At 57.9% G+C, this 25190-nt stretch carries 25 protein-coding genes and 1 pseudogene; 19 read left to right on the forward strand and 7 right to left on the reverse strand.

The window, feature by feature from the left end:
• Positions 1-81 precede the first annotated feature (81 nt).
• Positions 82-501 carry a bactofilin family protein gene (locus ABIE48_RS01120; protein WP_089549924.1) on the reverse strand — a complete coding sequence of 140 codons (420 nt, stop codon included), beginning with the start codon at positions 499-501 and terminating at the stop codon, positions 82-84.
• Positions 502-650: 149 nt separating this feature from the next.
• Positions 651-1646, reverse strand: a complete 996-nt coding sequence (locus tag ABIE48_RS01125; protein ID WP_145026113.1) for a M23 family metallopeptidase — start codon at positions 1644-1646, stop codon at positions 651-653.
• A 198-nt stretch (positions 1647-1844) separates the two neighbouring features.
• Here ABIE48_RS01125 and cls point away from each other — a divergent pair, with 198 nt between their 5' ends.
• Positions 1845-3281, forward strand: a complete 1437-nt coding sequence (cls, locus tag ABIE48_RS01130) for a cardiolipin synthase (protein WP_192716246.1) — start codon at positions 1845-1847, stop codon at positions 3279-3281.
• 31 nt (positions 3282-3312) lie between these two features.
• Here cls and ABIE48_RS01135 read toward each other — a convergent pair whose 3' ends face one another.
• The gene (locus tag ABIE48_RS01135) at positions 3313-3636 is read right to left on the reverse strand and encodes a YnfA family protein (protein ID WP_145026107.1); all 324 of its coding nucleotides are present in this window, start codon (positions 3634-3636) and stop codon (positions 3313-3315) included.
• A 257-nt stretch (positions 3637-3893) separates the two neighbouring features.
• Between ABIE48_RS01135 and ABIE48_RS01140 the strand changes: the two genes are divergently transcribed.
• Positions 3894-4718 carry a YitT family protein gene (locus ABIE48_RS01140; RefSeq protein ID WP_234489791.1) on the forward strand — a complete coding sequence of 275 codons (825 nt, stop codon included), beginning with the start codon at positions 3894-3896 and terminating at the stop codon, positions 4716-4718.
• A 50-nt stretch (positions 4719-4768) separates the two neighbouring features.
• Here ABIE48_RS01140 and ligD read toward each other — a convergent pair whose 3' ends face one another.
• The 3 genes and pseudogenes from ligD to ku all read right to left on the reverse strand — a co-directional run bounded on the left by ligD (position 4769) and on the right by ku (position 7643).
• Positions 4769-5671: a non-homologous end-joining DNA ligase gene (gene ligD, locus ABIE48_RS01145; protein ID WP_192716247.1), complete on the reverse strand. Its 903-nt coding sequence runs from the start codon at positions 5669-5671 to the stop codon at positions 4769-4771.
• Between the two features lie 98 nt (positions 5672-5769).
• Complete coding sequence (locus ABIE48_RS01150) at positions 5770-6711, reverse strand: ATP-dependent DNA ligase (protein WP_192716248.1); 942 nt, start codon at positions 6709-6711, stop codon at positions 5770-5772.
• 22 nt (positions 6712-6733) lie between these two features.
• A pseudogene (gene ku / locus ABIE48_RS01155) lies at positions 6734-7643 on the reverse strand (non-homologous end joining protein Ku).
• A gap of 163 nt (positions 7644-7806) precedes the next feature.
• Here ku and ABIE48_RS01160 point away from each other — a divergent pair.
• From ABIE48_RS01160 to ABIE48_RS01170, 3 genes are all read left to right on the forward strand, one after another.
• Complete coding sequence (locus ABIE48_RS01160; RefSeq protein WP_354518136.1) at positions 7807-8130, forward strand: hypothetical protein; 324 nt, start codon at positions 7807-7809, stop codon at positions 8128-8130.
• A 143-nt stretch (positions 8131-8273) separates the two neighbouring features.
• On the forward strand, positions 8274-8453 hold the full coding sequence (locus ABIE48_RS01165; protein ID WP_192716250.1) for an H-type small acid-soluble spore protein: 180 nt from the start codon (positions 8274-8276) through the stop codon (positions 8451-8453).
• Positions 8454-8491: 38 nt separating this feature from the next.
• Positions 8492-9511: a phosphotransferase family protein gene (locus tag ABIE48_RS01170; RefSeq protein ID WP_192716251.1), complete on the forward strand. Its 1020-nt coding sequence runs from the start codon at positions 8492-8494 to the stop codon at positions 9509-9511.
• Positions 9512-9610: 99 nt separating this feature from the next.
• On the opposite strand, the gene ABIE48_RS01175 is transcribed toward ABIE48_RS01170, so the two are convergent.
• Positions 9611-10150: a GNAT family N-acetyltransferase gene (locus tag ABIE48_RS01175; RefSeq protein ID WP_105442066.1), complete on the reverse strand. Its 540-nt coding sequence runs from the start codon at positions 10148-10150 to the stop codon at positions 9611-9613.
• 352 nt (positions 10151-10502) lie between these two features.
• On the opposite strand from ABIE48_RS01175, the gene ABIE48_RS01180 reads away from it, so the two are divergent.
• From ABIE48_RS01180 to ABIE48_RS01245, 14 genes are all read left to right on the forward strand, one after another.
• On the forward strand, positions 10503-11402 hold the full coding sequence (locus ABIE48_RS01180; protein ID WP_192716252.1) for a LysR family transcriptional regulator: 900 nt from the start codon (positions 10503-10505) through the stop codon (positions 11400-11402).
• 103 nt (positions 11403-11505) lie between these two features.
• Positions 11506-12357, forward strand: a complete 852-nt coding sequence (locus ABIE48_RS01185; protein WP_483312640.1) for a transporter substrate-binding domain-containing protein — start codon at positions 11506-11508, stop codon at positions 12355-12357.
• 34 nt (positions 12358-12391) lie between these two features.
• Entirely contained in the window at positions 12392-13177 is a 786-nt protein-coding gene (locus ABIE48_RS01190) for an amino acid ABC transporter permease (protein WP_163882444.1), read from the forward strand.
• Positions 13174-13884: an amino acid ABC transporter permease gene (locus ABIE48_RS01195; protein WP_192716254.1), complete on the forward strand. Its 711-nt coding sequence runs from the start codon at positions 13174-13176 to the stop codon at positions 13882-13884. Before ABIE48_RS01190 ends, ABIE48_RS01195 begins: the two co-directional genes overlap by 4 nt.
• Entirely contained in the window at positions 13881-14633 is a 753-nt protein-coding gene (locus tag ABIE48_RS01200) for an amino acid ABC transporter ATP-binding protein (RefSeq protein ID WP_116231873.1), read from the forward strand. The genes ABIE48_RS01195 and ABIE48_RS01200 overlap by 4 nt, the downstream gene beginning before the upstream one ends.
• A 12-nt stretch (positions 14634-14645) precedes the next feature.
• Positions 14646-15662 carry an LLM class flavin-dependent oxidoreductase gene (locus tag ABIE48_RS01205; RefSeq protein ID WP_192716255.1) on the forward strand — a complete coding sequence of 339 codons (1017 nt, stop codon included), beginning with the start codon at positions 14646-14648 and terminating at the stop codon, positions 15660-15662.
• Between the two features lie 74 nt (positions 15663-15736).
• Positions 15737-16915 carry a M20 peptidase aminoacylase family protein gene (locus ABIE48_RS01210; protein ID WP_192716256.1) on the forward strand — a complete coding sequence of 393 codons (1179 nt, stop codon included), beginning with the start codon at positions 15737-15739 and terminating at the stop codon, positions 16913-16915.
• 2 nt (positions 16916-16917) lie between these two features.
• The gene (gene solA / locus ABIE48_RS01215; protein WP_192716257.1) at positions 16918-18084 is read left to right on the forward strand and encodes an N-methyl-L-tryptophan oxidase; all 1167 of its coding nucleotides are present in this window, start codon (positions 16918-16920) and stop codon (positions 18082-18084) included.
• A gap of 21 nt (positions 18085-18105) precedes the next feature.
• Positions 18106-18573, forward strand: a complete 468-nt coding sequence (locus ABIE48_RS01220) for a DinB family protein (RefSeq protein ID WP_192716258.1) — start codon at positions 18106-18108, stop codon at positions 18571-18573.
• A gap of 72 nt (positions 18574-18645) precedes the next feature.
• Positions 18646-19983: an LLM class flavin-dependent oxidoreductase gene (locus ABIE48_RS01225; protein ID WP_145026076.1), complete on the forward strand. Its 1338-nt coding sequence runs from the start codon at positions 18646-18648 to the stop codon at positions 19981-19983.
• An 11-nt stretch (positions 19984-19994) separates the two neighbouring features.
• Positions 19995-21233, forward strand: a complete 1239-nt coding sequence (locus ABIE48_RS01230; protein ID WP_192716259.1) for a M20 metallopeptidase family protein — start codon at positions 19995-19997, stop codon at positions 21231-21233.
• A 2-nt stretch (positions 21234-21235) separates the two neighbouring features.
• Positions 21236-21802: an NADPH-dependent FMN reductase gene (ssuE, locus tag ABIE48_RS01235; protein ID WP_076174972.1), complete on the forward strand. Its 567-nt coding sequence runs from the start codon at positions 21236-21238 to the stop codon at positions 21800-21802.
• Positions 21803-22118: 316 nt separating this feature from the next.
• Positions 22119-23447 carry an LLM class flavin-dependent oxidoreductase gene (locus ABIE48_RS01240; protein WP_145026070.1) on the forward strand — a complete coding sequence of 443 codons (1329 nt, stop codon included), beginning with the start codon at positions 22119-22121 and terminating at the stop codon, positions 23445-23447.
• Between the two features lie 83 nt (positions 23448-23530).
• Complete coding sequence (locus ABIE48_RS01245) at positions 23531-25186, forward strand: ABC transporter substrate-binding protein (protein WP_192716260.1); 1656 nt, start codon at positions 23531-23533, stop codon at positions 25184-25186.
• Positions 25187-25190 lie beyond the last annotated feature (4 nt).

A 25190-nucleotide genomic window follows, 5' to 3' on the forward strand; every position in this document is an offset into this window, starting at 1 on the left:
AACGCAGTGCATGTGGACGTGATCCGTTCACTTGCGACTGCGTTTTTTGCAGAGATAAGAAAGCAGAAGCTTCGGGCCGCATCAGCCGGCTTCCGATTCCAAATACCGCGGGGTGGAGGCGGTCTCCTGCGCCATTTCCTCCGGGGCGTCCTTCAGCTCCATTTTGCTGGATCCGTGGAGGATGCCGCCCTCGGTAATGACCAGCGACGTTGCTCCCAGCACGTCACCGAACATCTGCCCGGTCGCCGTGATGGTCAGCCGGCCGAGCGTCGTCACATCGCCGTACACTTTTCCGGCAATGATGACCTCTTTGGCATGAATGTGCGATCTGGCCACCGCATGCTCCCCGACAATGACGCTGCCTTTGCTCTCAATGACGCCGTTAAATTTGCCTTCGATGCGCAGGTTGGCCTCACAGGCCAGCGTCCCTTCGATTTCTGTCCCTTTGCCGATCAAAGTGTCCGTTGCGCTCTGGTGCCGGCTCGCTTTGGATCTGCTCATGTTTGAAATCCCTCCTTTTTTAAGATTATAGAATTTATAAAATTCAGCGAAGCTGAACCATTCTATAATCGCAAGAAAAACTTCAGCTAAACGCGGTCTGTCTTCTTTGAAGGTACGTCGATAGACGTTTTTTTTACGATCAAACCCTACTACTGAATATAAGGCAGCGGGTTAACGGGCTTATCCTTCTTCACGACCTGAAAATGAAGATGGGGGCCGGTGCTTCGCCCGGTCGAGCCGAGCTCGGCGATCTGTTCGCCTTTGTCGACGGTTTGGCCGACATTGGCCTGGATTTTGCTGAGGTGCATATACCAGGTTTGCAGGCCGTTCGGATGCTCAATGACGATATACCGTCCCCGCGCACCGCCGCTGTTCTCAGCCGTCACGATCGTACCCGCTCCCGCCGCATATACGGGGCTTCCGTTATCCCCGGCAATATCGATCCCCGCATGGAAGGACGCCCTTCCGGTAAAAGGGTCCGTCCGGTAGCCGAAGCTTGAGGTCGTCACCCGGGACTCGGTCGGCCACAGGTCGGGCTGCCCGGAGATCCGATCCTGCGTTTCCTCCGCTTTTTTCAAGGTCGAAGGGATTTGGTTCTCCATGGACCGCAGCAGTGTCTGCATTTCCTGAAAGTCATCTTTCGTCTCCTGGGCCAGGTCCAGCATATCGTTCTCATGCACAGCGATATATTCGCCACCGACATGCTGCGAGGCATCCCAGGACAGGGAAGACGCTTTGGCCCCGGAAGCAGGCTCGGCCATACTGGTGGTTCCGTGCTTGTCAATGAACTGCTGCAGCTGGTTCTCCAGTTCATCCACGCGGTCCATCCTCTGCTTCATATCTTTGGCTTGGCTCGACAGGTTGACGATTTCGTTCTGCAGGCGCTCGATGGACTGCTCCCGGCTGTTCACCGTCCGCTGCATCTGGACGTTCTTCAGGCTTTCGGCGGTGACCTTCTGCTCCAGCTGGGAGATCACCTGGGACGAGTGGGCCTGCAGCGCAAGAACGAGTCCGGACAGCGACAGAACGGCCACGGCGGGGACGGCCATCATCAAGGGCTTGGAGAGATGCAGCTGTTTGACGGAATGCTGGGCGTCCCGCATGACCAGGAGCGTCACCCGCCCATTGCCTTTGGCATTTTTCATGGCGGCTCCTTTCCTCGGCTTGATTGTACTTGTCTTATCTTCTATGTATTCTCTGATCTCTTAAAACATGTCAAAAATGTGATCTTTGCCGCGGCTGCGTCTGCATCAGGCCGATCCGGGTAAATACTGAATAAAGCAGGTTGAAAGTGGTCAATCCTGAACATACAGATTGCTTTTGACCCGCAAGGAGGCTGACGTATGCTGTGGCTGCTTATCGCACTACTCGTTTTTATTTTTCAAACGGCAACGATTCTGCTTCTGGAATTCCGCAATCCTTACAAGACGGTCGCCTGGCTGTTTATTTTGTTTTGCTGCCCGTTGATCGGCTTTGTGGTCTATTATTTTGTAGCCCAGGACTATAAAGCGAGGAAGAAGGTCCGTACGCAGGGTTCGCGCCTGTTTCAAGAGATCCGTCCCTTGATATGGAGTCAGGCGTCCTTGGTAAAGCGTGCAGGGGATATGCACAGCAAGGATTTTCAGCATCAGGAGCGCTTGTTTAATTTGCTGTCCCATCTGTCCGAGAGCCCGATTACCGGCTGCAACAAGAGCAGGGTGCTGACCGACGGGGAGGATACCTTTGGCGCGATGCTCGCCGCCATGGATAAAGCAGAAGATCACTTACATATTCAATTTTATATTTTCCGGGACGACGATATCGGGAACCGGTTCAAGGACATCATGGTCCGGAAGGCGAAAGCCGGGGTCAAGGTGAGGCTGCTCTGCGACGGCTTCGGAAGCTACAGGCTTGGCCGCAGGCGCGGGTTCATCCAGGAGCTGAAGGAAGCGGGCGTGGAGTTCCACTTCTTCCTGCCGCCGCTTCTGGCAATGATCGACCGCAGGATCAACTACCGCAACCACCGCAAAATTATTGTCGTCGATGGAACCAAAGGCTTTGTCGGCGGGTTGAATGTCGGCGATGACTATTTGGGGAAATATCAGAAAATGGGGTATTGGCGCGACACGCACCTGGAGATCGAGGGAGATGCCGTTTATTTTTTGCAAAATGTGTTTTTGAGCGACTGGAAGCTCGCTTCAGGCGAGCGGCTGTCGGACCCTGCGCTGTTTCCCAAGCATCAATGCGAAGCCGATGAACAGGTTCAAATCGTCAGCAGCGGACCCGATCAGGATTGGAATGCCATCCAGGAGATGTGCTTTGGCGCGATTACGGTCGCGAAAAAAAGGATTTGGATCACCTCGCCTTACTTTATTCCCGATCAGGGCATCTATGAAGGACTCAAAACCGCTGCGGTCAGCGGAGTGGACGTGCGGATCATCATTCCGTTGAAAGCCGATTCCAGGCTGGTGCATCTCGCTTCGCTCTCCTATATTGAAGACCTGCTGCTGGCCGGAGTGAAGTTCTATGAATATCAGAAAGGCTTTATTCATGCCAAGGTCATGATCGTCGACGACCTGATGGCCTCGGTAGGTACCGCTAATATGGATATGCGGAGCTTTTTCTGCAACTTTGAGCTGACGGCAGCGCTGTTCGAGCAGTCCTCGATCGACCGGCTGGTGAAAGATTTCAAGGAAGATATGAGCCAGAGCCATCAAATCGTAACCGAGGAGTTTCAGGCCCGGTCGTTTCTGCATAAGCTGGCGGAAGTGCTGTGCCGGATGCTGTCACCGCTGCTATGATTGCGCGGTCCTGAATCTGCTGCTGCCAAGCCTAGTGCCGTGGAGCCCAAAGAATGACGGATACGCCGGCCATGCACAGAGCCGCTCCGATCCAGTCGTAGACGTCGGGCGTGTTTTTGTCGATCCACCAGCCCCACAGCAGGGCTAGGACGATAAAGATGCCCCCGTATGCGGCATAAACCCGGCCGAAGGAAGGATAATTCTGCAGGGTGGGAATAATCCCGTACACGATCAGAAGCAGGCTGCCCGCCGCGCCGAACCACCAGGGCTTCGCGTCCTTGATCCACAGCCATACCAGGTAACCGCCGCCGATCTCGGCCAGCCCGGCCGCAATAAATAATAATAAGGATTTCATGACAGAAAAACTCCCATCCTGATAATATACAGCTAAAAACTATGATATAATAAAGTAAGGGAATAATCACGGAAGTCCAGATTTCTTAGGCTGTACACAATGCTACCCGGGCGTTTCATGTCCCTTTATGCTACAACAATCTATAGAATCGGGGGGATTCGATGGCTGTACCTTCAAACCCGCAATCCACGGATAGGCCAAACCTGCCGCAGGATTTGCAGCCGCTCAAGGCGCCGACCTCGAAAGCCAGAGTGTTCATGCGCATCCTGGTCATGCTGATCGGAGCCGGATTGGTCTCTGTTGCACTGGAAGTATTCCTCGTAAACAATAACATCATTGACGGCGGGATTACCGGCATTTCCATTATGCTGTCCCACCTTTTTCATCTGCCGCTCGGTATTTTTCTTACGGTTCTCAACATTCCTTTCTTGTTTCTGGGTTACAAGCAAATCGGCAAGACGTTTGCCTTCTCCACGCTGGCAGCCGTCCTGGTGATGTCGATTGGCACCGCGCTGCTGGAACCCGTTAAACCGATTACGTTCGATCCGCTGCTGGCGGCCATCTTCGGAGGCGTGATCCTCGGTGCGGGCGTCGGCCTGGTGATCCGGGCAGGGGGTTCCACGGACGGCAGCGAAATCGTCGCGATTCTCATCAACAAAAAGACGCCGTTCTCTGTCGGGGAAATCATCATGTTCATCAACTTCTTTATCCTGACGAGTGCGGGCTTCGTATTCGGTTGGAATAACGCGATGTATTCGCTGATCGCCTACTTTATCGCCTTTAAAGTGATTGATATCACCAACGAAGGGATCGACCAGTCCAAATCGGTATGGATCATCAGTGAGAAATACAAGGACATCGGCGATGCCCTCACCCAGCGCCTGGGACGCGGCGTCACGTATTTGGAAGGGGAAGGAGCCTACTCCGGAGACAGCAAGAAAGTGATCTTCGTGGTCATCACCCGTCTGGAAGAGGCTAAGCTGAAGACCATCGTCGGCGATTGGGATCCGGATGCCTTCCTTGCGGTTGGTAATATCCATGACGTTAAGGGCGGCCGTTTCAAGAAAAAAGATATCCATTAGCGGGGCAGCGAAGCTGGACTGACCCGTGAAATGCCTCAAAGCCCGGAAGGTTACCTTCCGGGCTTCGCTGTGCTTAAATGGCGGATCACCTGCTCGATCGGCTGCGGGGGGAGCGCGGCGATCAGGTCGCCGTGGCGGGCAAGCCGCTCCTCGATGTTAAGCAGGTGAAAATCGGTCGGGGCAACGTTGCTGTCCACTTCCTCCCAGTGCAGCGGGGTTGACACCGTCGCGCCTGGACGTGCCCGGGGGGTGTAAGGAGCGGCGAGTGTTTTTCCCTGATAGTGCTGGAGGTAATCGAAGTAGATTTTATCGCCGCGGTTTTTCTTGAGCCGCTCCAGGGTGAATAGCTCCGGGTGCTTCTCCGTCACGAACATGCCGACGAAATGTCCGACGGTGCGCAGCTCGTCGAACGTGATCCCTTCATTGATCGGCACGATGATCTGAATACCCGTCGCCCCGGACGTCTTCGGCACCGACTGCAGTCCGAGCGAGCGCAGCACCTTGCCGACGATGGACGCGGCTTCCATGATCCGCGGTTCGACCTCCCGCGACGGGTCGAGGTCAATCATCCATTCGCAGGGCAGCGTGCTCCCTGCGTAATGGAGGGACGGGTGAAACTCCAGCGCGGCCAGGTTGCCCAGCCACAGCAGCTCGGGCAGGCCGTTCAGCAGGATGTAATTGATCCCGTCCTTGTCGGCCGTATGGACATAGGGAGGGAGCGGCTCCGGCGCATTTTTTTGATAAAAAAATTCGCCAGGCACCCCATGCGGATAGCGGATCGTCGTGAGCAGCCGGTTCCGGCAGTACTTCAGCAAATAAGGAGCGAGCGCCGCTAGCTTTTGCAAATAAATGGCCTTGGTAATGCCCATTTCCGGCCAGAGCGGCTTGTCGGGATTGGTGATGGGAATGTCTTGTCCCTCGATCGAAATCGTGCCTTTCACGGTTCGCGGCATACGGATACCTTACCTCCAATCATTTTAGGCGGGATGCCATTTCTGAGCTGTATGATGGAACGTCACGGGCATAAGAACTCGCCGTGATCCTTTGGAAGCTACGGATCCAGCCGGCAGTCCGCGGGAGAAACATCGACAAACGCCTGAATACTGGGCTGGCGCAGGGTGCCGCCGGGCGTCCATTCCAGGAAATTCACCTTGACCACCCACTCGGGACGGATCCAGACCGCCCCTTTCTGCCGCTCCGGCTGGTTGACGAAGGGACGGTCCTTCACCGCCATGTCCGCGACCCGCTCGGTGATGCTGCGCCAGTCGGCCACCTTCAGCTTGCCCGTTCCGGCATGGCCGATATAGACCAGGCTCCCGTCTTCGGCGTACAGGCCGAGCAGCAGCGCATTCACGATGCCGTCCCGGAACGTCACCCCGCCGACCACGGCGTTCACGTCCTGGATGTTCTTCCGCTTCTGCCACCGCTTGTCCTTGCCGCCCAGGGCATAGACGCTGTTAACGTCTTTGACGACGATGCCTTCAAGCCGGTGCTGGACCGACACGTCATACAGCAGAGGGATGTCCGTATAGCTCGGCACGAGCTGGACGTGCCCGCTCGGGATCACGGTTTCCGTCAGGAGCTTCTGTCGCTCGCGCAGCGGCCGTCCGGTTACCCATTCGCCGTTATAATACAGGATGTCGAAGATCATATAGACGATCGGCACCTGCTGGACGCGGGCTTTGATTTGCTGCTCTACGCGGAGGCTGTCCCGTTTCATGACCTGATGAAAGGAAGGCACCCCGTCTACCAGAGCGATGATTTCGCCGTCCAGAATGACCGAATCGGCACGGCAATAAGAAGCGATATCCAGCAGCTCTGGATACTGGCGCGTCCGGTTGTTCCCCTTGCGGTTGACGAGCTGGACCTCCCCGCCGTCGTAATAGGTGATCATCCGGACACCGTCCCATTTAATCTGTGCGATCCACTGCTCTCCGGAAGGGAGGAAGTCCGTCATGACGGGTTCGAAAGGGACGATCGGGGTAAGCGGCATCGATGATCCTCCGATCTAACCGTTACGAGACGGTTTCGTTTTTCTTGGCTGTCTTGCGGCGTTTTGGCTTGGGCCCTTCGCCGGCAGCGGCGGCAGGTTCCGCCGGCTTGGCGTTGGCTTTGCCCCTGGCGGTCTTCTTGGCCGGACCCGGGTCGGTCGCCACCGGCTTGGCCGCTTCGATGCTGGCCTGCAGGGCGGCCATCAAGTCGATCACATTCGTCTCCTGCTTCGCCGGAGCGATTTTGATCTCTTCGCCGGCCACCTTGTGCTCGATCAGATCGAGCAGCCGCTCGCGGTAGTCGTCCCCGTATTTTTTCGGCTCAAACGGCGTGGAGAGCTGCTCGATCAGCATTTGCGCCATGCCAAGCTCCTTATCGTTGACCTGGATATTTTCCGGAAGGTTCGGCACCTGGGAGACCGGGCGGATTTCGTCCGGGGTAAAACATCGTTTCGATAGCAAGGCACTCATCCAGCACGCGGATCGCCGCGAGGCTGCTCTTGGAGCGGATGGAGATTTTGGCGATCCCGATCTTGCCGCTCTGCTGCATTGCCTCTTTCAGCAGCTGGTATGCGTTACCCCCGGCCTGATCCGGAGCGAGGTAATACGTCTTCTGGAAGTAGATCGGATCAATTTCGGACAGATCGACAAAGTCGAGGATGGCAATCGCCTTGTTGGCCTGCTCGGTAATCTGCTCGAGCTCCTCTTTTTCAAACAAAACGAACTTTCCCTTCTCGTATTCATAACCCTTTGCGATTTCCTCCCAGCCTACTTCCTCGTCACAGACCGGGCATTTGCGGACGTAGGAGAGGGGGCTGCCGCACTCTTTATGGACGTACCTCATGGAAATATCTTTGTCCTCCGTAGCGGAGAACATTTTCACCGGGACGTGAACCAGGCCGAAGCTGATCGCTCCCTTCCAGACGGTATGCATAGTTATCGCTCCTTTAACGCTTTTTCCTACTAGTATGGGGAAAATATCCCGTTTCTATAAGGCCCGCCGCCGATTTGGCCAGGGAAAAAATGAATGGTTTAGCTGCCTGCAGGGCATATTGAACCCATGACCACATGCATGCTGTAGCGAGGAGGGAGCAAGGTTGAAGGACAGAAGACAGGACCCGGACGACGACAAGGAGCTGACGGTGGAAGCGCTCGAAAATTACGAGGCGGCCAGAGACGCGATCGAATCTTCGGATTATATCGATGCGGACAACGTCAACTGGCATAACGTAACCTCGCCGGATGAGGATATATCGCTGGATACCCATATGCTCGATATCGACCGGATGGTGAACGAGGGATTGGGCGGTGGCAACATTACGGCAGACAACGGCTACATCGGGGCGAGCACGACCGACACGATCGTCGTTGAGCCGGGCATGATCGGTCCCGCGCAAGAGGGAGATCCCGAGGAAGGCTGATGGCCCGGGCATGCTGAAATGTACAAGCAATAAAGATTTTCAAAGTATAAGATGCAGAAGAGCGGCAGGTCTCTAGCGAAGAATGCTAGGTTCTGCGCACAATGATAGCTTATGATTCTATTACACAGGAGGCTGAAACCAACATGGATGCTCAGCGCGCGCTGGATATTTATCAGGCTAAGGACACCATTCCCGTAAATCTGGAAGGGGTACCGGTATGGATAGAAAAGGTGGATGTGGACAACGGGGTGGCCACGGTTCAGGTCGGATCCCGGCCGACCAACACCCAAACGGTGAATGTGGAACGTCTAATGGAAGGATAAACCTGATTTCCCGTCATCCATATGGGATGAAGGAGAAGATGGATGTAAGGAAGCCGCTCGGGCTGCGGAGAGCATACTGCCGCCCTGGCGGCTTTTTGGCGTCTGCTGCTGACGGGAGCACGAATACGGCGCAGCGCAAAATCCCCGTATCAATCTCTGCAGGGGATAAGGTACAATGGACCTGCAAGCGGCCCATGTTCATCGGTTTTGGGAAAGGGAGCAGGGCGGCAGAGAGGAGCTGTGTACATATGGGAGGAAGTCCGGTGGTCGCTGCCGGCAGAACGGCGGAGGTTCTGTCCTATCAGCCAGGCCAGGTGCTGAAGCTGTACCGGGAAGGCATGCCGCGCGGTATGGCGGAAGAGGAATATCAAATCAGCTTGAAGGTGTATAACACAGGAGTGACGACACCCCGGCCGGTTCGGCTTGCGGAGCAAGGCTCCCGTTTTGGGGTGGTCTACGAGCAGGCGTCCGGCATAACGATGCTCCAGGCCATTTCCGTTAATCCGGACATCCTGCACGAAGAAGCAGCCCGGATGGCCAGGCTTCATCTGGAGCTGCATGCCCGGGACATTCACGATCTGCCGGAGCAGAAGACGGTTCTGAAAAACCGCATTCAGCATGCACCTTCCTTGGCGGAAGAGGAGAAGGAGCGGATTGTTGACTATTTGATGCAGCTTCCGGAAGGATCGAAGCTGTGTCATGGGGATTTTCATCCGGACAACATCATTCTCGGAGAGAAGGAATGGGTCATTGACTGGATGACCGGCATGCGCGGCAATCCGGCCGGAGACGTCGCCCGAACCTTGGTGCTGCTCCAAATGGGCACCATGCCCGACGGCACGCCGAATGAAGCTGTGAAACAGTTCGACCGGATGAGGGAGGAGCTCGTCAAGGAGTATACCCGGCAGTACATCGAAAGCGGGAGCCTCAGCCAAGCGGATGTGGATGCCTGGCGGCTGCCGGTGGCGGCGGCCCGGCTGACGGAATGGATTCCCGAAGCCGAGAAGGCCAATCTGCTCGCTTTGGTGCGCGAGGCATTGGACGGATCTGTGACATAAATTCAGTTGGACAAAAGTGGCATATAGCAGCAAGGGCGGTTCCGGCTTCAGCCGGACCGCCTTTTCGTATTTTCTATGGCAGTATGGAAGCGATGAGGGCTACACCGCGTTCTGAAGCAGCAGGGAACCGGGAACGTCGATCCGGTATCCTTTGACCAGCGTCTCCCCATTGGTCGTATCGGTCTCGTAGTGCCGCTGGAACCCGAGCTTCTCATACAGCTTCACCGCAGAGGCCATCATGTCGGAAGTGTGGAGATTCAGCGTCGTGGCTCCAAGCTCCAGCGCACGGCGTGCCGCTTCCCGGATGAGCGCGGTGGCCACCCCGCGTCCTCTCGCGGAAGGATGAACGGCCAGGAGGCGGATGATCGGCGAGTGAATCCCCATCTCCGGATTGCCGTAAGCGGCTTCCGAGGAGAGGAACATCTGGACGCTTCCGACGATCCGGCCGTCGATTTCGGCAACGATTCGGGCATAGGGAGCATTTCCATACACTGAATTCCGGATGGAGTCCCGGTACTGCTCCCACCGTTCCTGGGGCATATCAAAGGCATACTGCTGATAGGATTCCAGCATCACTTCGGCAATCAATTCGCGTTCGGAATCCTTGGCGTCCCGGAGGATCAATTCTTCTGGATTCATCGCTTTCACTCCTTTTGGAAGGGATTCAGGTAATTTGGTGTGAGCTAAGTATAGCAGGTAATACCTACTATTCGCATCGGAAAATAAAATAATTAATTCAGATATCAAAAAAATCTATAAGCTTTCAGGCTTCGCCATGGCCGCGAGGGCAGACCCGAGTACATCCCTTCGGGCCCGAAAATAGGCGTCACTTCGGCCTTTTCCCACCCTGGAGGAACAGCCTGTTACGAAAATAAACGATTGACAATAATTTGCCAACTGCCTAAGATAAGGATAATTTATACCCTGTTTCAGGTTTAAAACCACCTAAATTCATTGGAATAATGAGTGATAAAACTTCGGGGGTGTTACCTTGAACATCGAAAACATTGAGGCTTTTGTGTACATCAACCATTACGGCAGCTTCAACAAGGCGGCGGATGTACTGTTCCTGTCGCAGCCCACAGTCACCGCTCGCATTCAATCGCTTGAACGCGAGCTCGATTGCCGGCTGTTCGACCGTCTGGGCAAACAGATCCATCTGACGGAAAAAGGCAAGCAGTTTCTCCCCTATGCCCAGCAAATTCTCCAGACCTACCAGAAGGGCAAGCATCACCTCCAATCCAAACGGGCCATGCCCAACGAACTGCGGATCGGCAGCACCGTCTCAGTATCCAATTATTTGATGCCCCATTTGCTGATGGGACTGACCCGGCGTTTTCCCGAAATCAAATTCAAGCTGACCACGGCGCCGACCGACGAGCTGGCCGCCAAGCTGTCCGCGGGGGAGCTCGACCTGGCCTTCGTTCGCAAAATGATGAATCCGGCGTTCCAGTCCTATCCTTTTTACGAAGACCCCATTCGCCTGTATGTCTACCCCGATCACCGTCTCGCCTCGGCCGGCCGGGCGTCGATCCGGGAAATCCGTCACGAAACGCTGGTGTTTTTCGAGTGCGGTTCCCTGGACTGGCTGCGGATTCACCGGGTGTTCGAAAGCCTGGATCAGCCGCCAAACATCGTCTATCAGGTCGACAACTCCGAGACGGCGAAGAAGCTCGTTCTGGAGCGGGCGGGCATCTGCTTTCTTCCCGGCCTCTGCGCAAGGCAGGAGGAGGAGATGGGCAGCCTCGTTCCCGTGGACATCACCGAAACGGCGGGCGTCTCCCTGCAGACCAACCTGATTTCGCTCACCGGCGAGAACACGGATATCCTTGAATTTCTGCTGGATTTGAAGCAATCGTCCATCCCATTAATGAATTACATGATCGGATAGAAAAACTCTATTAGACGCGTTGTGCAAATCGCGGTAAAGTTAGTGACAACATAATCCTTACTAAATCTATAGGAATTATCAATCAAGGAAAAATGGGAGCCATATGAAAGGGGATGAGGTCGTGAGAAAAACATTAGCAGTCGTTGCAGGGATCATGCTGGCAGGGGTGATTGCCGGGTGCGGATCCGGATCGAAGGGCGGGGAAACGTCCGCGGATACGGCGGCGAACGCCGCAGGAGGAGCCGTCAAAAAAATCGTCGTAGGCACAGGCACGGCCTTTCCGAAAATTTGCTTTATCGATGAGAACGGAAAGCTGACCGGCTTCGACGTAGAACTGGTGCGCGAGATCGACAAGCGCCTGCCGGACTACGAGTTCGATATCCAGACGCAGGAATTTTCCAATCTGCTGCTCAGCCTGGAGACGAGGAAGATCGATTTTGTGGCGCATGAAATGGAGAAAAACCCGGAGCGGACGGAAAAATATCTTTTTAACAAAGAGCCGTATGCGCACTGGAGAAACAAGATCATCGTCGCCAAGGACAACGATTCGATCCACTCGCTGGACGACTTGAAGGGCAAAAAAGTGTTAACCGGCGCTACAAGCGCGGAAGCCCAAATTCTCGAGAACTACAACAAGGAACATGATAATGCAATCCAAATTGTCTATCAAAACGGCGCCGCCAACGATACCGTGAATCAAATTACGACCGGACGGGTGGACGCGACAATCGGAGCGGACTTCTCGCTGCCGCTGATCGACCCGCAGGGCAAGCTCAAAGTCACTGGCGACGATCTGTCCGAGCATGACATTCTGTTCGTCTTCCGCAAGGACGATCCGGAAGAGCAGAAGCTGGCCGATGCGGTCGACGGGGCGATCAAGGAGCTGAAGCAGGACGGAACGCTTGGCAAGCTGAGCAAGGAATGGCTCGGCAGCGACTTTACGGCGGATAAATAGTCCGGATTAAACCAGGAAGGGGGCAGGTTGTAATATGGGTGCACCGTTCGATTTCTCATTTGTGTTCAGCTTTTTTCCGAAGCTGGCATCGACGCTGGGCATCACCTTGCTGATCGTCGCAGGCTCGCTGGTGGTGGGGATGCTGGTCGGTTTTCTGATCGCCCTTCCCCGGCTGTACCGGATACCGGCGCTGCGCACGTTCTCCCAGGTGTACGTCTCGTTCTTTCGGGGTACACCGATTCTGATCCAGCTGTTCCTGTTCTACTACGGACTGCCGGAGATCCTGAAGCTCATCGGAATCGACATGTCAAAAGCGCCTGTGCTCGTGTTTGTCATCCTGACGTACGGTCTTCACACCGGAGCCTTCATGTCGGAGATGATCCGGGCGTCGGTCATGGCGGTGGACCGAGGGCAGCTTGAGGCGGCTTATGCCGTGGGGATGACAGGCCGTCAGGCGTTTACCCGGATCGTTCTGCCCCAGGCGCTGGCGATCGCCGTCCCGGTATTCTCGAACCTGGTGATCGCCCTACTGAAGGATACGTCGCTGGCCTTCACGCTCGGCGTGATGGAGATGACGGGAAAAGCGCAGACACTCGGTTCGGTCACCCAGCATTTTATCGAGTCCTACATCGCTTTGGCGCTCATCTACCTGGTTGTGAGCTTTACGCTGGAAAAGGTGCTCAAAGCCGCGGAGGTCCGCCTTTTGCGGCATGAGCTTCCGGATACACCGGCACGTACCGGCTTCCGGATCCAAAAGAAAGGGTCCTACCGGCGCGTAGTCGCAGGGATCGGAACGGAAAAAGGAGGCGCTGAACTGTGAAAATCGACGTTGCGTTTATTTGGACCGCCTTTGTCCACCTGCTGTCCGCCATACCAACCACCCTTCTCATTACCGCCGTCTCTGTGACGGTCGGTTTTATCATCGGGCTGATCGGAGCCGTGGTGCGCATCTACAAAGTCCCGGTGCTCGGCCAGATCGCCACCGCTTATGTGACCTTCATCCGCGGTACGCCGATGCTCACGCACCTGCTGCTCATCTATTTCGGGCTGCCGGTCATCGTTGACGCGGTATCCGCCGCTCTTGGCCTAGGCTTCAAATCCTCATCCATTCCAATGATCGGCTTTGCCTTCATCTCTTTCTCCATCACGGCGGGGGCCTATATGTCCGAGGTGATTCGCTCCGGCCTGCTCGCCGTGAACCGCGGCCAGCTGGAGGCCGCCTATTCCATCGGCATGACGACGCCGCAGGCGCTGCGCCGCATCGTGCTGCCTCAAGCGCTGGCCGTCAGCCTGCCGAACCTGTCGAATTCGGTGATCGGAATGCTGCATGGCTCGACGCTCGCTTTTACCGTATCCGTCGTGGACATTAACGCCAAAGCGCAAATTGTGGCGTCGACCAATTGGAAGTTCTTTGAGGCGTACCTGGCGGCTGCGGCTATTTTCTGGGGGCTGACGCTTCTGATCGAGAGGCTGACGGCGCTGCTGGAGAAACGCATCAATCTGTACAATCGGGGGGGAGTGGCATGATCAAGCTTACGAATATATCCAAGTCTTTTGGCCGGAACCCGGTGCTGAAATCGATTGATTTGACCGTGAACAAAGGGGAAGTCGTCGTCATTCTGGGGCCGAGCGGCTCCGGCAAAACGACGCTGCTGCGGTGCGTGAACTATCTGGAGAAGCCGAGCGGCGGCGAGATCGCCATCGGCGACTTCCGGATGAACGCGGAGCATGCGGCAAAGAAGGACATCCACGCGCTCCGGCAAAAAACTGCGATGGTATTCCAGCAGTACAATCTGTTCAAGCATAAGACGGCGATCGAGAACGTAATGGAGGGCCTCGTCATCGTCAAAAAAATACCGAAGGACGAAGCGCGCAAGCGCAGCGCGGCGCTCCTGGAGAAGGTGGGGCTGGCGGGCAAGCTGGACGCCTATCCGAGCCAGCTGTCGGGCGGGCAGCAGCAGCGCGTCGGCATCGCCCGGGCGCTGGCGTTGGAACCGGAGGTCATCCTGTTCGACGAGCCGACATCGGCGCTGGATCCCGAGCTCGTCGGCGAAGTGCTGGAGGTCATCCGCAAAATTGCCAAGGAAGGCATCACCATGATCGTCGTGACGCATGAAATGGGCTTCGCCCGGGATGTGGCGAACCACGTCGTGTTCATGGACGGGGGAGTCATCGTGGAGGAAGGGCCGCCGGCCCAGCTGTTCAACCATCCCCGCGAGGAACGGACCAAGCAGTTTCTGAAGCGGATTACGCCGGAACTGAACTACAGCATTTAGGAGGAGAGCCATATGAGCATTACGATTAGCGTTCTGGATCAAAGCCCGGTTTATCCCGGAGAGACTTCAGCGGAGGCGTTCGAGCATACGATACGGCTGGCCCAGAAATCCGAGGCGCTCGGGTTCCGGCGGTTCTGGGTGTCGGAGCATCACGATTCCGATCATGTGGCCGGCTCTTCGCCGGAGGTGCTGATTTCTTACCTGCTGGCCAAAACCCAAACGATCCGCATCGGATCGGGCGGCGTGATGCTGCAGCATTACAGCCCGTATAAGGTGGCGGAGAACTTCAACGTGCTGGCGTCGCTGGCGCCGGGCCGAGTCGACCTCGGCATCGGCCGCGCGCCCGGAGGGCTGCCGCGGAGCACACAGGCGCTGCAGCGCGGAGCCGGGGATTCCGCTTCCCTGACAGATAAAATCGTGGAGCTGGGCAAGTACCTCCACAACCGGCTGGAAGCGGACCATCCGCTGCACGGGCTGCACGCCACGCCGCTGCCGGAAACGGCTCCCGAGCTGTACGTGCTGGGCGCCAGCGTAGGCAGCGCAGAGATTGCAGCCGGCCTGGGGCTGCCTTATGTATTTTCCCTGTTCATCAACGGGGATGAAGCGACCGCGCTGGCGGCCATCCGCGCCTACCGGGACGCATTTGACGATTCGCACGGAACCCGGCCACAGGTCATCGTAGCGTTGTCCGTCGTCGTGGCCGACAGCGTGGAAGAAGCTGCCGAGCTGGCCGGATCCCACAAGCTGGTGAAGATTCACCTCGCCAGCGGCCGTACGCTGACGGTCGGTACGCTGGAGCAGGCCGAGGAATTCGGCCGCCAGGCCAATGAGCCGTATACGGTCGAGGAGCAGGAGCCTTCGGTGCTGAAGGGCACGAAGGAAACCGTCCGAGAGAAGCTGCTTGAGCTTCAACAGGCGTCGGGGATCGATGAGTTCGTCGTCACGACTAACATCCAGCCTTTCGACAAGCGGCTCCGTTCGTTTGAACTGTTGGCGGAAGCGCTGGCCGAGGTGCCGGCGGAGGCTTGAGGCCATGAGCGGGGAAGGGTGCGAGTTGAATCCGCCTAAGTACCCATAGACACAAGTAAAAGGAGGATGGCGACATGCCAAGCGATGCTGTACGGATCCCCTCCGCCGCGGGGGTGGACCGCTTGATCGAAATCCGCCGGGAGCTGCACCGCTTCCCGGAGCTGTCCGGCGAGGAGCATCAAACGACGCGCCGGGTCCGGGGCTGGCTGAGCGAAGCAGGCATCCGGGTCCTGGACCTTCCGCTGGCCACCGGCGTGGTGGCCGAGGTCGGCGGCCTGCAGCCCGGGCCGGTCATCGCGCTGCGCGCGGACATCGACGCGCTTCCGATTCAGGAAGAGACGGGACTGCCGTTCGCGTCCGAGATTGAAGGCAGAATGCATGCCTGCGGGCATGATTTTCATACCGCCGCCCTAATCGGGACGGCGTACGCGCTGAAAGCCCGTGAAGACAGGCTTCGCGGCACGATCCGGCTGATCTTCCAGCCGGCCGAAGAGAAGGCGAAAGGCGCGAAGCAGGTCATCGGGAGCGGCGCGCTGGAAGGAGTGCAGGCCATCTTCGGCATGCACAACAAGCCCGATCTTCCTGTAGGGACGATCGGCATCAAGGAAGGACCGCTGATGGCGGCGGCCGACGGCTTCGTCGTCGAAGTCGCCGGGAAGGGCTCGCATGCGGCCGTTCCGGAGGCCGGGCTGGACCCGATCGTGACGGCTTCGCATATCATTACCGCGCTGCAGTCGGTGGTGAGCCGAAACATTAGCTCCCTGAGCAGCGCGGTGATCAGCGTCACGAAGCTGCACAGCGGAACGGCGTGGAACGTCATTCCGGAGCAGGCGCTCCTGGAAGGCACGATCCGCACGTTTGACCAGCAGGTGCGCGAGCAGGTGCTGGCGCGGTTCGAGCAGGTCGTCCGGGGCGTGGCGGAAGCCTTCGGCACCACGGCCGCGGTCCGCTGGATCGAAGGGCCGCCGCCGGTGGACAACGACCCTGCTCTGGCCGAGCTTGGCACAGCCGCAGCCGAGGCGGCGGGATATCGGGCGATCGTGCCGGTTCCTTCGCCTGCCGGGGAAGATTTTGCCGTCTACCAGCAAGCCGTTCCCGGGTTGTTCGTCTTCATGGGGACGAACGGCAAGCAGGAATGGCATCACCCCGCCTTTGACCTGGATGAGAATGCGCTCCCGGTCAGCGTCGCCTTTTTTACGCAGTTAGCCGAAGACGCCCTGGCGCATTTCGGCCACGGGGGTGCGTCGAAATAGCCATGGGAAAATGGTATGACGTCATTGTCGTAGGGGCGGGCTCGGTCGGCATGAGCGCTGGGTATTACCTGGCCCGCCGCGGAGTGAAGACGCTGCTGATCGATGCGTTTGACCCGCCGCATCAGGAGGGGAGCCACCACGGGGAACCGCGCCTGATCCGGCACGCTTACAGCGGCGATCCGGTTTATACGGAGATGGCGATCCGCGCACACCGACTCTGGAACGAAGTCGAGGACCTGACCGAGACGAAGCTGCTCGTCCAGTCCGGCGTGCTGAACCTCGCCGACAGCGGCCTGTATTCCTACAGGGAGCGGATCGAGCTGGCCAAGCGGCACGGGATTCATCCCGAGTGGCTGGACGCGGCGGAGATCCGCAGACGCTGGCCCGAGCTGAGCGTACCGGATTCGTTCGAGGCGATGTATGAGCCGGCCGCCGGATATCTGCACAGCGAGCGCTGCGTCGGAGCTTACCGCAAGCTGGCTCTCTCCAAAGGGGCGGAGCTGCTGACTTACGCGAAGGTCCGGGGCATCGAAGCGCATCAGGACGGGGTCACTGTGTCGACAAAGGAAGGCACTTACCATGCCTCGTTTGCGGTTCTGAGCGCCGGCGCCTGGTTCGGCACGCTGTCCCCGTTCGTGAACCTTCCGGTTCGAGCCGTCCGCAAAACGGTGGGCTGGTTCGAGACGAACACCCCTGCTTTCGATAACGGACGGTTCCCCGGGTTTACGCTGAATGCGCCGGAGGGCTCTTATTACGGCTTTCCGAGCATCGGCGGGGCCGGACTCAAAATCGGCCGGCACGACACCGGGCATGCCTGGCAGCCGGGCGAGGAGCTGGCACCCTTTGGCTCGCTCCCCGAGGACGAAGGCGACTTGAGGCGCGCCTTGGATGCCTACATGCCGGGAGCTTCGGGCCGGTTGAAGCGGGGAGTGGTATGTAAATACGAAATGTCGCCCGACGAGGGCTTTATCATCGACCGGCATCCAGAGCACCCGCAAGTGTGGGCAGCGGGCGGATTTTCGGGGCATGGCTTTAAATTTTCGAGCGCGGTCGGCAGCCTGCTGGCGGACCTGATCTTGGACGGCCGCAGTCCGCACAATATCGCGCCGTTCTCCCTGTCCCGGTTTCATCCATCGCCCGCCGACACGCCAACATCACCCGTATCCTAATCAGTTGGAAGGAGCGTTCATATGAGCGAGGTTCAAATTGACAAATTCAGCGGCACACACCGTCAACTGCTCGCAGCCATCGAAGGTCTGAGCGAGGAGCAGCTGACCTGGAAGCGGGCGCCGGAAGTATGGAGCGTGCAGGAGGTCCTCTCGCACCTGACCGATCACAGCATCGTGACCTCGTTTCGCATCCGCGACATTCTTGCGGGCACGGCAGCGCAGCTGCCGGCGTTCGAACAGGACGCCTGGGTCAGCGGCCAGCATGCCAATCAAGGCGGCACGCCGGAAATCCTCGATGCTTTCCATGCGCTGCTCACGTATAACACGCTGCTGCTCCAGCGGCTTACGCCCGAAGACCTGGCGAAAACCGGCGTGAATCCTAGAGGTCAAACCGTCAGCGTCGCCGATCTGGTCAACGGATTTATCCGGCACGTGGAGAACCACCTTGGGCAAATCGAGCGCATTAAGCAGGCGGCAGCATTGGTCTAAGCCCTTTTCAGGTGGGAGGACTGAATTTTTATCCATAATAGAGTCGCTTTTTAAATAAGGAGGATGGAAGAGATGGCCAAGAAAAGACAGTTGAAACTCGGCGCGCTACTGCACGGTGTCGGAGGAGGAACCTCCATGTGGCGCCATCCGGATGCCCAGCCCGACGCAAGCGTCAATTTTGAGATTTACAAACGGTGGGTCCAAAAAGCCGAGGAAGGGAAGATGGACCTCATCTTTATCGCGGACGGCTTGTATATTAACGAAAAATCGATCCCGCATTTTCTGAACCGTTTTGAGCCGATCACGATTCTAAGCGCGCTCGCGTCCGTCAGCAAGAACATCGGGCTTGTCGGCACGTTATCCACCTCCTACAGCGAGCCCTTTACCGTATCCCGCCAGTTCGCTTCGCTCGATATGATCAGCGGCGGGCGCGCCGGCTGGAACATCGTGACGTCTCCGCTGGAAGGGTCGGCACTGAACTACAGCAAGAAGGAGCATCCCGAACACGATAAGCGTTACCGGATCGCGACCGAATTTCTGGAAGTGGCCCGGGGGCTGTGGGATTCGTGGGAGGACGACGCGTTTGTGCGGAACAAGGAAACCGGGGTATTTTTCGATCCGGAGAAAATGCACACCTTGAACCATGAAGGCGAGTTTTTCTCGGTCAAAGGACCGCTGAACATCGCCCGCTCCAAGCAGGGGCAGCCGGTTATCTTTCAGGCGGGCTCGTCCGAGGTCGGCAAAAACTACGCTTCGAAGGAAGCGGACGCCGTCTTTACGGGGCACGAAAAGCTGGCGGATGCAAAAGCCTTTTATCAGGATGTCAAAACCCGAGCCGCCTCTTTTGGACGCAATCCGGACGACGTGCTGATCTTCCCGGGCATCAGCCCAATTATCGGCAGCACGCCGGAGGAAGCCGAGCGGAAATATCAGGAGGTTGCCAGCCTGGTGACGATCGAAAATGCGCTGAACTACCTCGGCCGGTTTTTCGAGCATCACGACTTTTCCCAGTATCCGCTTGACGAGCCGTTCCCGGATCTCGGTGATCTCGGCAAGAACAGCTTCCAGAGCGGTACGGACAAAATCAAAAAGGATGCCAAGGAAAAAGGCCTGACGCTCCGGCAGGTGGCGTTGCAGTCGGCCACACCTCGCGGCAATTTTATCGGAACCGCGGAGCAGGTTGCGGACCGAATTCAGGAGTGGTACGAGGAAGGAGGGGCCGACGGCTTCATGATTACGGCCGCCGTGCCGAAAGGGCTGGAGGAATTCGTGGACCAGGTGGTGCCGATTCTGCAGGAACGCGGTATTTACCGGACCGAATACGAGAGCGACACGCTGCGCGGCAATCTCGGGCTGGCGGTGCCGGAGAACCGGTATGCCGGAGCCAAGGCCGCGGCCGGACGTTCTTAAAGGAGCGGACGATGATCGGGCTGACACAGGCGGATGAACTGATGGAATTTGCCGGAGGGCTCCGCGAGGAGCTCGTCCGGATTCGCCGGGACCTGCACCGCCATCCTGAGCTGCTGTACGATGTGGCCCGCACCTCGGGCATTGTGGCCGGCCTGCTGGAATCCTGGGGGATCGAGGTCAGGCGCGGCGTCGGCAAGCACTTTGGCATGGGGGTCGTCGGAACGCTGCACGGTACCGGCGGCAGCGGCCCAACCCTGTTGCTTCGCGCCGACATGGATGCCCTTCCGATCCAAGAGGAGAATGACGCCGAGTACCGCTCGATCCATGAAGGCGTTATGCATGCCTGCGGCCATGACGCCCACACGGCGATGCTGCTCGGCGCGGCACGAACGCTGGCAGCGCACCGGCACCGGATCCGGGGCACGATCCGGTTCGTGTTTCAGCCGGCGGAGGAAGGCGCGCTGCGAAGCCCGCTGGACGGGCGGCTGCTGTCGGGCGGACGCGACATGATCGAGGACGGTGTGCTGGACGGCGTCAACCAATGCTTCGCGCTGCATGTCATGCCGGAGCTGCCCGTCGGCACACTGGGCGTGCATCCGCGCGAGGCGATGGCGGCTTCCAGCCATTTTACCGTCCGGTTTCAGGGCGCGTCCGGCCATCACAGCGCCCCGCACCAAGCGGTGGACGCGCTGCAGATGGCGGCGCGGTTCGTCACCGAGGTGAACGGCCTGATGGCGAACCGGGTCAATCCCGCGGAAGCGGCCGTTCTCGCCTTCGGCACGCTGCATGCCGGGTCGGCCGTGAACGTCATTGCAGCCGACAGCGAGCTGCGAGGGACCTTCCGGGCCTTCCGGAAGGAAACCGTTGCGGCGATCACGGAAGGGCTTCGGCGTCTGGCCGCCACCATCGCGGAAGCGTCCGGCGGAAGTTACGCCATGGAGCTGCGCGAGGGCATCGCCGTCGTGAATGACGAGGCCGCCGTCCGGCGGATCATGGCTGCGGCGCGGCAGGTGCTCGGCGAGGAGCATGTGAGCTACCTCGATCCGCCCAGCCTGGCCGGCGAAGATTTCGGCTGGTACCTGGACCGCGTTCCCGGTGCTTTTGCCTTTATCGGCTGCGGGAACAAGGAAGCGGGAATCGTGCATGCGATCCACCAGCCCCGGTTTGACCTCGACGAGAACGTCCTGGTGCACGGGGTCCGGATATTTGTGAAATTGGCAGTCTCAACCCCATCCCATGAGGAGGAATGATGATGACGAAAATAGCATTTATTGTGGGGAGCCCGACGCATGGGTCCCGCCTGTTCGCTTTGACCCAGTTTTTCGAGGATCGGCTGGCGCTGGCCGGATACGGGATCGATTTCATCTCGGCGGCGGATTTGCCGGCAGAGGATTTGCTCCGCGCAGATTTCAACAGTCCGGTGATCCGGCAGGTGATTGCGGCCGTGGAAGAAGCGGACGCAGTCATTATCGCGAGCCCGGTATATAAAGCTTCCTACTCGGGGGCGCTGAAGACGATTCTGGACGTCATTCCGCAAAAAGGCCTGCAGGGCAAACTGGTGCTGCCGCTGTTTATCGGGGGCACGATCGCCCATCTTCTGGCCGTGGATTATGCCCTGAAGCCGGTGGTAGCCGCACTGGGAGGCACGCATATTCTTGGCGGTGTATTCGCCGTAGACGGATGGATCACGCGTCTGGAGAACGGCGGTTTCGAGATCAAGGAAGAACTGAGAGATCGCCTGGAATCCGCTTTAACCGAGCTTCGCAGCGAGCTTACCCGTTACGCAGTATTAACGCCGGCTGAAGAGCAGGCAGTCTGACCTCTATTTCATACCCCCTGTACTCCACATATAATACAGAGCTGCCCGAAACAACCCTGAGAACCGCGGTCCGCCAAGCACGGATCGGGGTTTTTCACATACCCGGAAAAGCCAGCAGTGTAAAGCCTTATAGAGAATGGAAAAGCCTGAATAGAAGATTTTAATACGATATTGTAGCCCGAAAGGCATAGATGGTACAGTATCAGCAATAATCCCGACTATACTCATTGGAAAAATAATATTGAAACCGTCGAGGGTCATCTTTGGAGTCATTTCAAGCATCAACCCAAATTAAAAAAGATGGAGTGAGTGAACTATGGGCAAAAACAGACAGCTTCGACTGGGGGCCACCATACACGGGGTGGGCAGCAGCCACACCGCCTGGAGACATCCGCAAATTCCTTCGGATGCGAGCGTAAACATCTCGTTCTATACACAGCAGGCACAGAAGGCGGAAGAGGGCAAGTTCGATTTTGTTTTCATTGCCGACGGCCTGTATATCAACGAAAAGTCGATTCCGCACTTTTTGAACCGGTTTGAGCCGATTACGATCTTGTCCGCGCTCGGCGCAGCCACTTCCCGGATCGGGCTTGTCGGCACGCTGTCGACCTCTTACAGTGAGCCGTTTACGGTCGCCAGGCAGTTCGCCTCCATCGACCACATCAGCGGCGGGCGCGCGGGATGGAACGTGGTAACTTCACCACTGGAGGGCACCGCGCTGAATTTCGGCGGCCGGCCGCATCCGGCCCATTCCGAGCGGTACCGGATCGCGGAAGAGTATCTTGAGGTGGTCAAAGGGCTGTGGGACTCTTGGGAAGATGATGCCTTTGTGCGGGATAAGGAGAGCGGGGTGTTCTTCGACCCGGACAAATTGCACCGGCTGAACCATGAAGGGGAGTTCTTCTCTGTGCAGGGGCCGCTGAACATTGCGCGCTCCCGGCAGGGGCAGCCGGTCGTGTTCCAGGCGGGCTCCTCGGACAGCGGCCGCAGCCTGGCGGCGAAAACGGCGGACGCCGTGTTCACCGGCCCGGAGACGATCGAGGAAGCCAAGGCTTTTTACCGGGACGTGAAGCAGCGGGCAGCCGCACTCGGGCGCGCTCCGGAGGAAATTCTGATCTTTCCGGGCATCGGGCCGATCGTGGGCCGCACAGAGGAAGAAGCCGAGCGCAAATACCAGGAAATCGCCGGGCTGGTGACGATTGAGAAGGCTTTGGAATACCTTGGACGCTACTTCGAGCATCACGACTTTTCCCAATACCCGCTGGATGAGCCGTTTCCCGACCTGGGTGACTTTGGCTCGAACAGCTTCCGCAGCACGACCGACCGTATCAAGAGACGCGCCAAAGAGGAGAACTTGACGCTGCGTGAAATAGCGCTGCAGGAAGCGACGCCGCGGACGGTGTTTATCGGGACGCCGGAGAAGGTGGCGGATGTGGTGCAGCAGTGGTTTGAGGAAGAGGCCGCCGACGGCTTTATTATCGGATCGGGCGTGCCGGGCGGATTGGACGATTTTGTCGAGCTGGTGGTGCCGATTCTGCGCGAGCGGGGGCTGTTCCGCACGGAATACGAGGGAGATACGCTGCGGGGAAATCTGGGCCTGCCGGTGCCGGAGAACCGCTATTCGAAGCAAAAGGCGCTGTCCTAAACGGGACGGGGTCTCTGCCAATCTGCGGAGTCCCTGCACCCTGCATGCAAACGATATTTGGATCTGAAGGGAGTCTGAGAGAGATGAAGTTTTATTCGAAAAACAGGCGTAAATCGGCAGCAGCCGCTCTGCTGGTCATGGTTATGCTGCTGTCCGCTTGCGGAGGCAAGCAGACGGCCTCCCAAGGGCAGACGGATAGCGGGGCGGCACCAGCCGTACAGGGAGCATCCGCCAAGGGAGGGGAGCTCACCTACGCTCTGGCGACGTCGCCGGATACGCTGGACCCGCACCGCAGCGGCCTGGCCGTCGCGGTCCGCGTCATCCGCACCATCTACGATAGTCTGGTCGTTCAGCTGCCGGACAATACGATCAAGCCGTGGCTGGCGACGGAATGGACCATTTCAGACGATGGGCTTAGCTACACGTTTAAGCTGCGGAAGGACGTCAAGTTCCAGGACGGAACGCCGTTTAACGCCGAGGCGGTCAAGTTTAACTTCGACCGGATTCTGGACCCCGCCACCAAGGCGGCGAATGCGGCCGCCCTGCTTCAGCCCTACAAGTCCTCCGAGGTCATCGACGAGTACACGATCAAGCTGAATTTGTCGACGCCCTCACGTGCTTTTCTGGGCAACCTGAGCCAGGCGCTGCTTGGCATTGTGTCACCGACTGCAGCCAAGCAATACGGGGATCAGCTGGGGCAGCATCCGGTAGGCACGGGGCCGTTCAAATTCGTCAAGTGGGATGAGAATGCCGACATCAAGGTCGAGCGCAATCCGGACTACGCTTGGGCGCCGGAGATCGTGACCAATACGGGGGCGCCTTACCTGGACGGCATCGATTTTAAAATCGTACCCGAAGAGGCCACCCGGATCGGCAGCGTGCAGAGCAATCAGGTGCTGGCCGCCGAGACGGTGCCGCCTCAGAACATCCTGACCTTGAAAAAGGATCCGAATTTTCAGCTGCTGCAGGCAAATACGCTCGGCCTGCCGTACACACTGTTCTTCAACCAGGAGCGCGCGCCGTGGAACGAGCTGAAGGCAAGGCAGGCGGTGCAGCTGGCCGTGGACGTGGACGCCATCGTCAAAACGCTGTACCTGGGCACGTACGAGCGGGCCTGGTCCCCGCTGACCCCGGGCACCTTCGGTTATGACCCGTCGCTGGAAAACTCGGTCAAACCGGATATCGCCAAAGCCAATCAGCTGCTTGACGAGTTGGGATGGGTCAAGGGAGCGGACGGCGTCCGGGCCAAGGACGGGAAGAAACTGACCTTGCACTACGTTGACGGCACGCCAAACCGGGAGAAACGCAACGACATCGCGGTCATGGTGCAGCAGCAGCTGAAGCAAATCGGCGTGGACGTTGAGGTCGAGATCACGAAGGATGTCCGCACTGTGGTCTACACCAACGGAAACTATGATTTGTACGGCAACAGCCAGGTTAACTCCGATCCGAACGCGCTGTACTCCTTCTACCATTCCTATGATCCAAAGAGCCGGCCGACACTGCCGAGACTCGCCAGTCCGGAAGTCGACAAGTGGCTGGAAGAGGGACGGGTCGAGAAGGACGATGCCAAGCGCGAGGAGCTGTACCAAAAAATTCAGCATTATATCATCGACAATGCGGTCATTCTGCCGATTTACGTCTTCCCGTATACGGTGGCCGCTTCCAAATCGGTACAGGGACTTACCTTTGATTCCCTCGGGTATCCGCTGTTCAACGACGTATCTTTGCAAAAATAGAAAG

The sequence above is a fragment of the Paenibacillus sp. OAE614 genome, from assembly GCF_040546645.1.
GTDB lineage: Bacteria > Bacillota > Bacilli > Paenibacillales > Paenibacillaceae > Paenibacillus_AQ > Paenibacillus_AQ favisporus.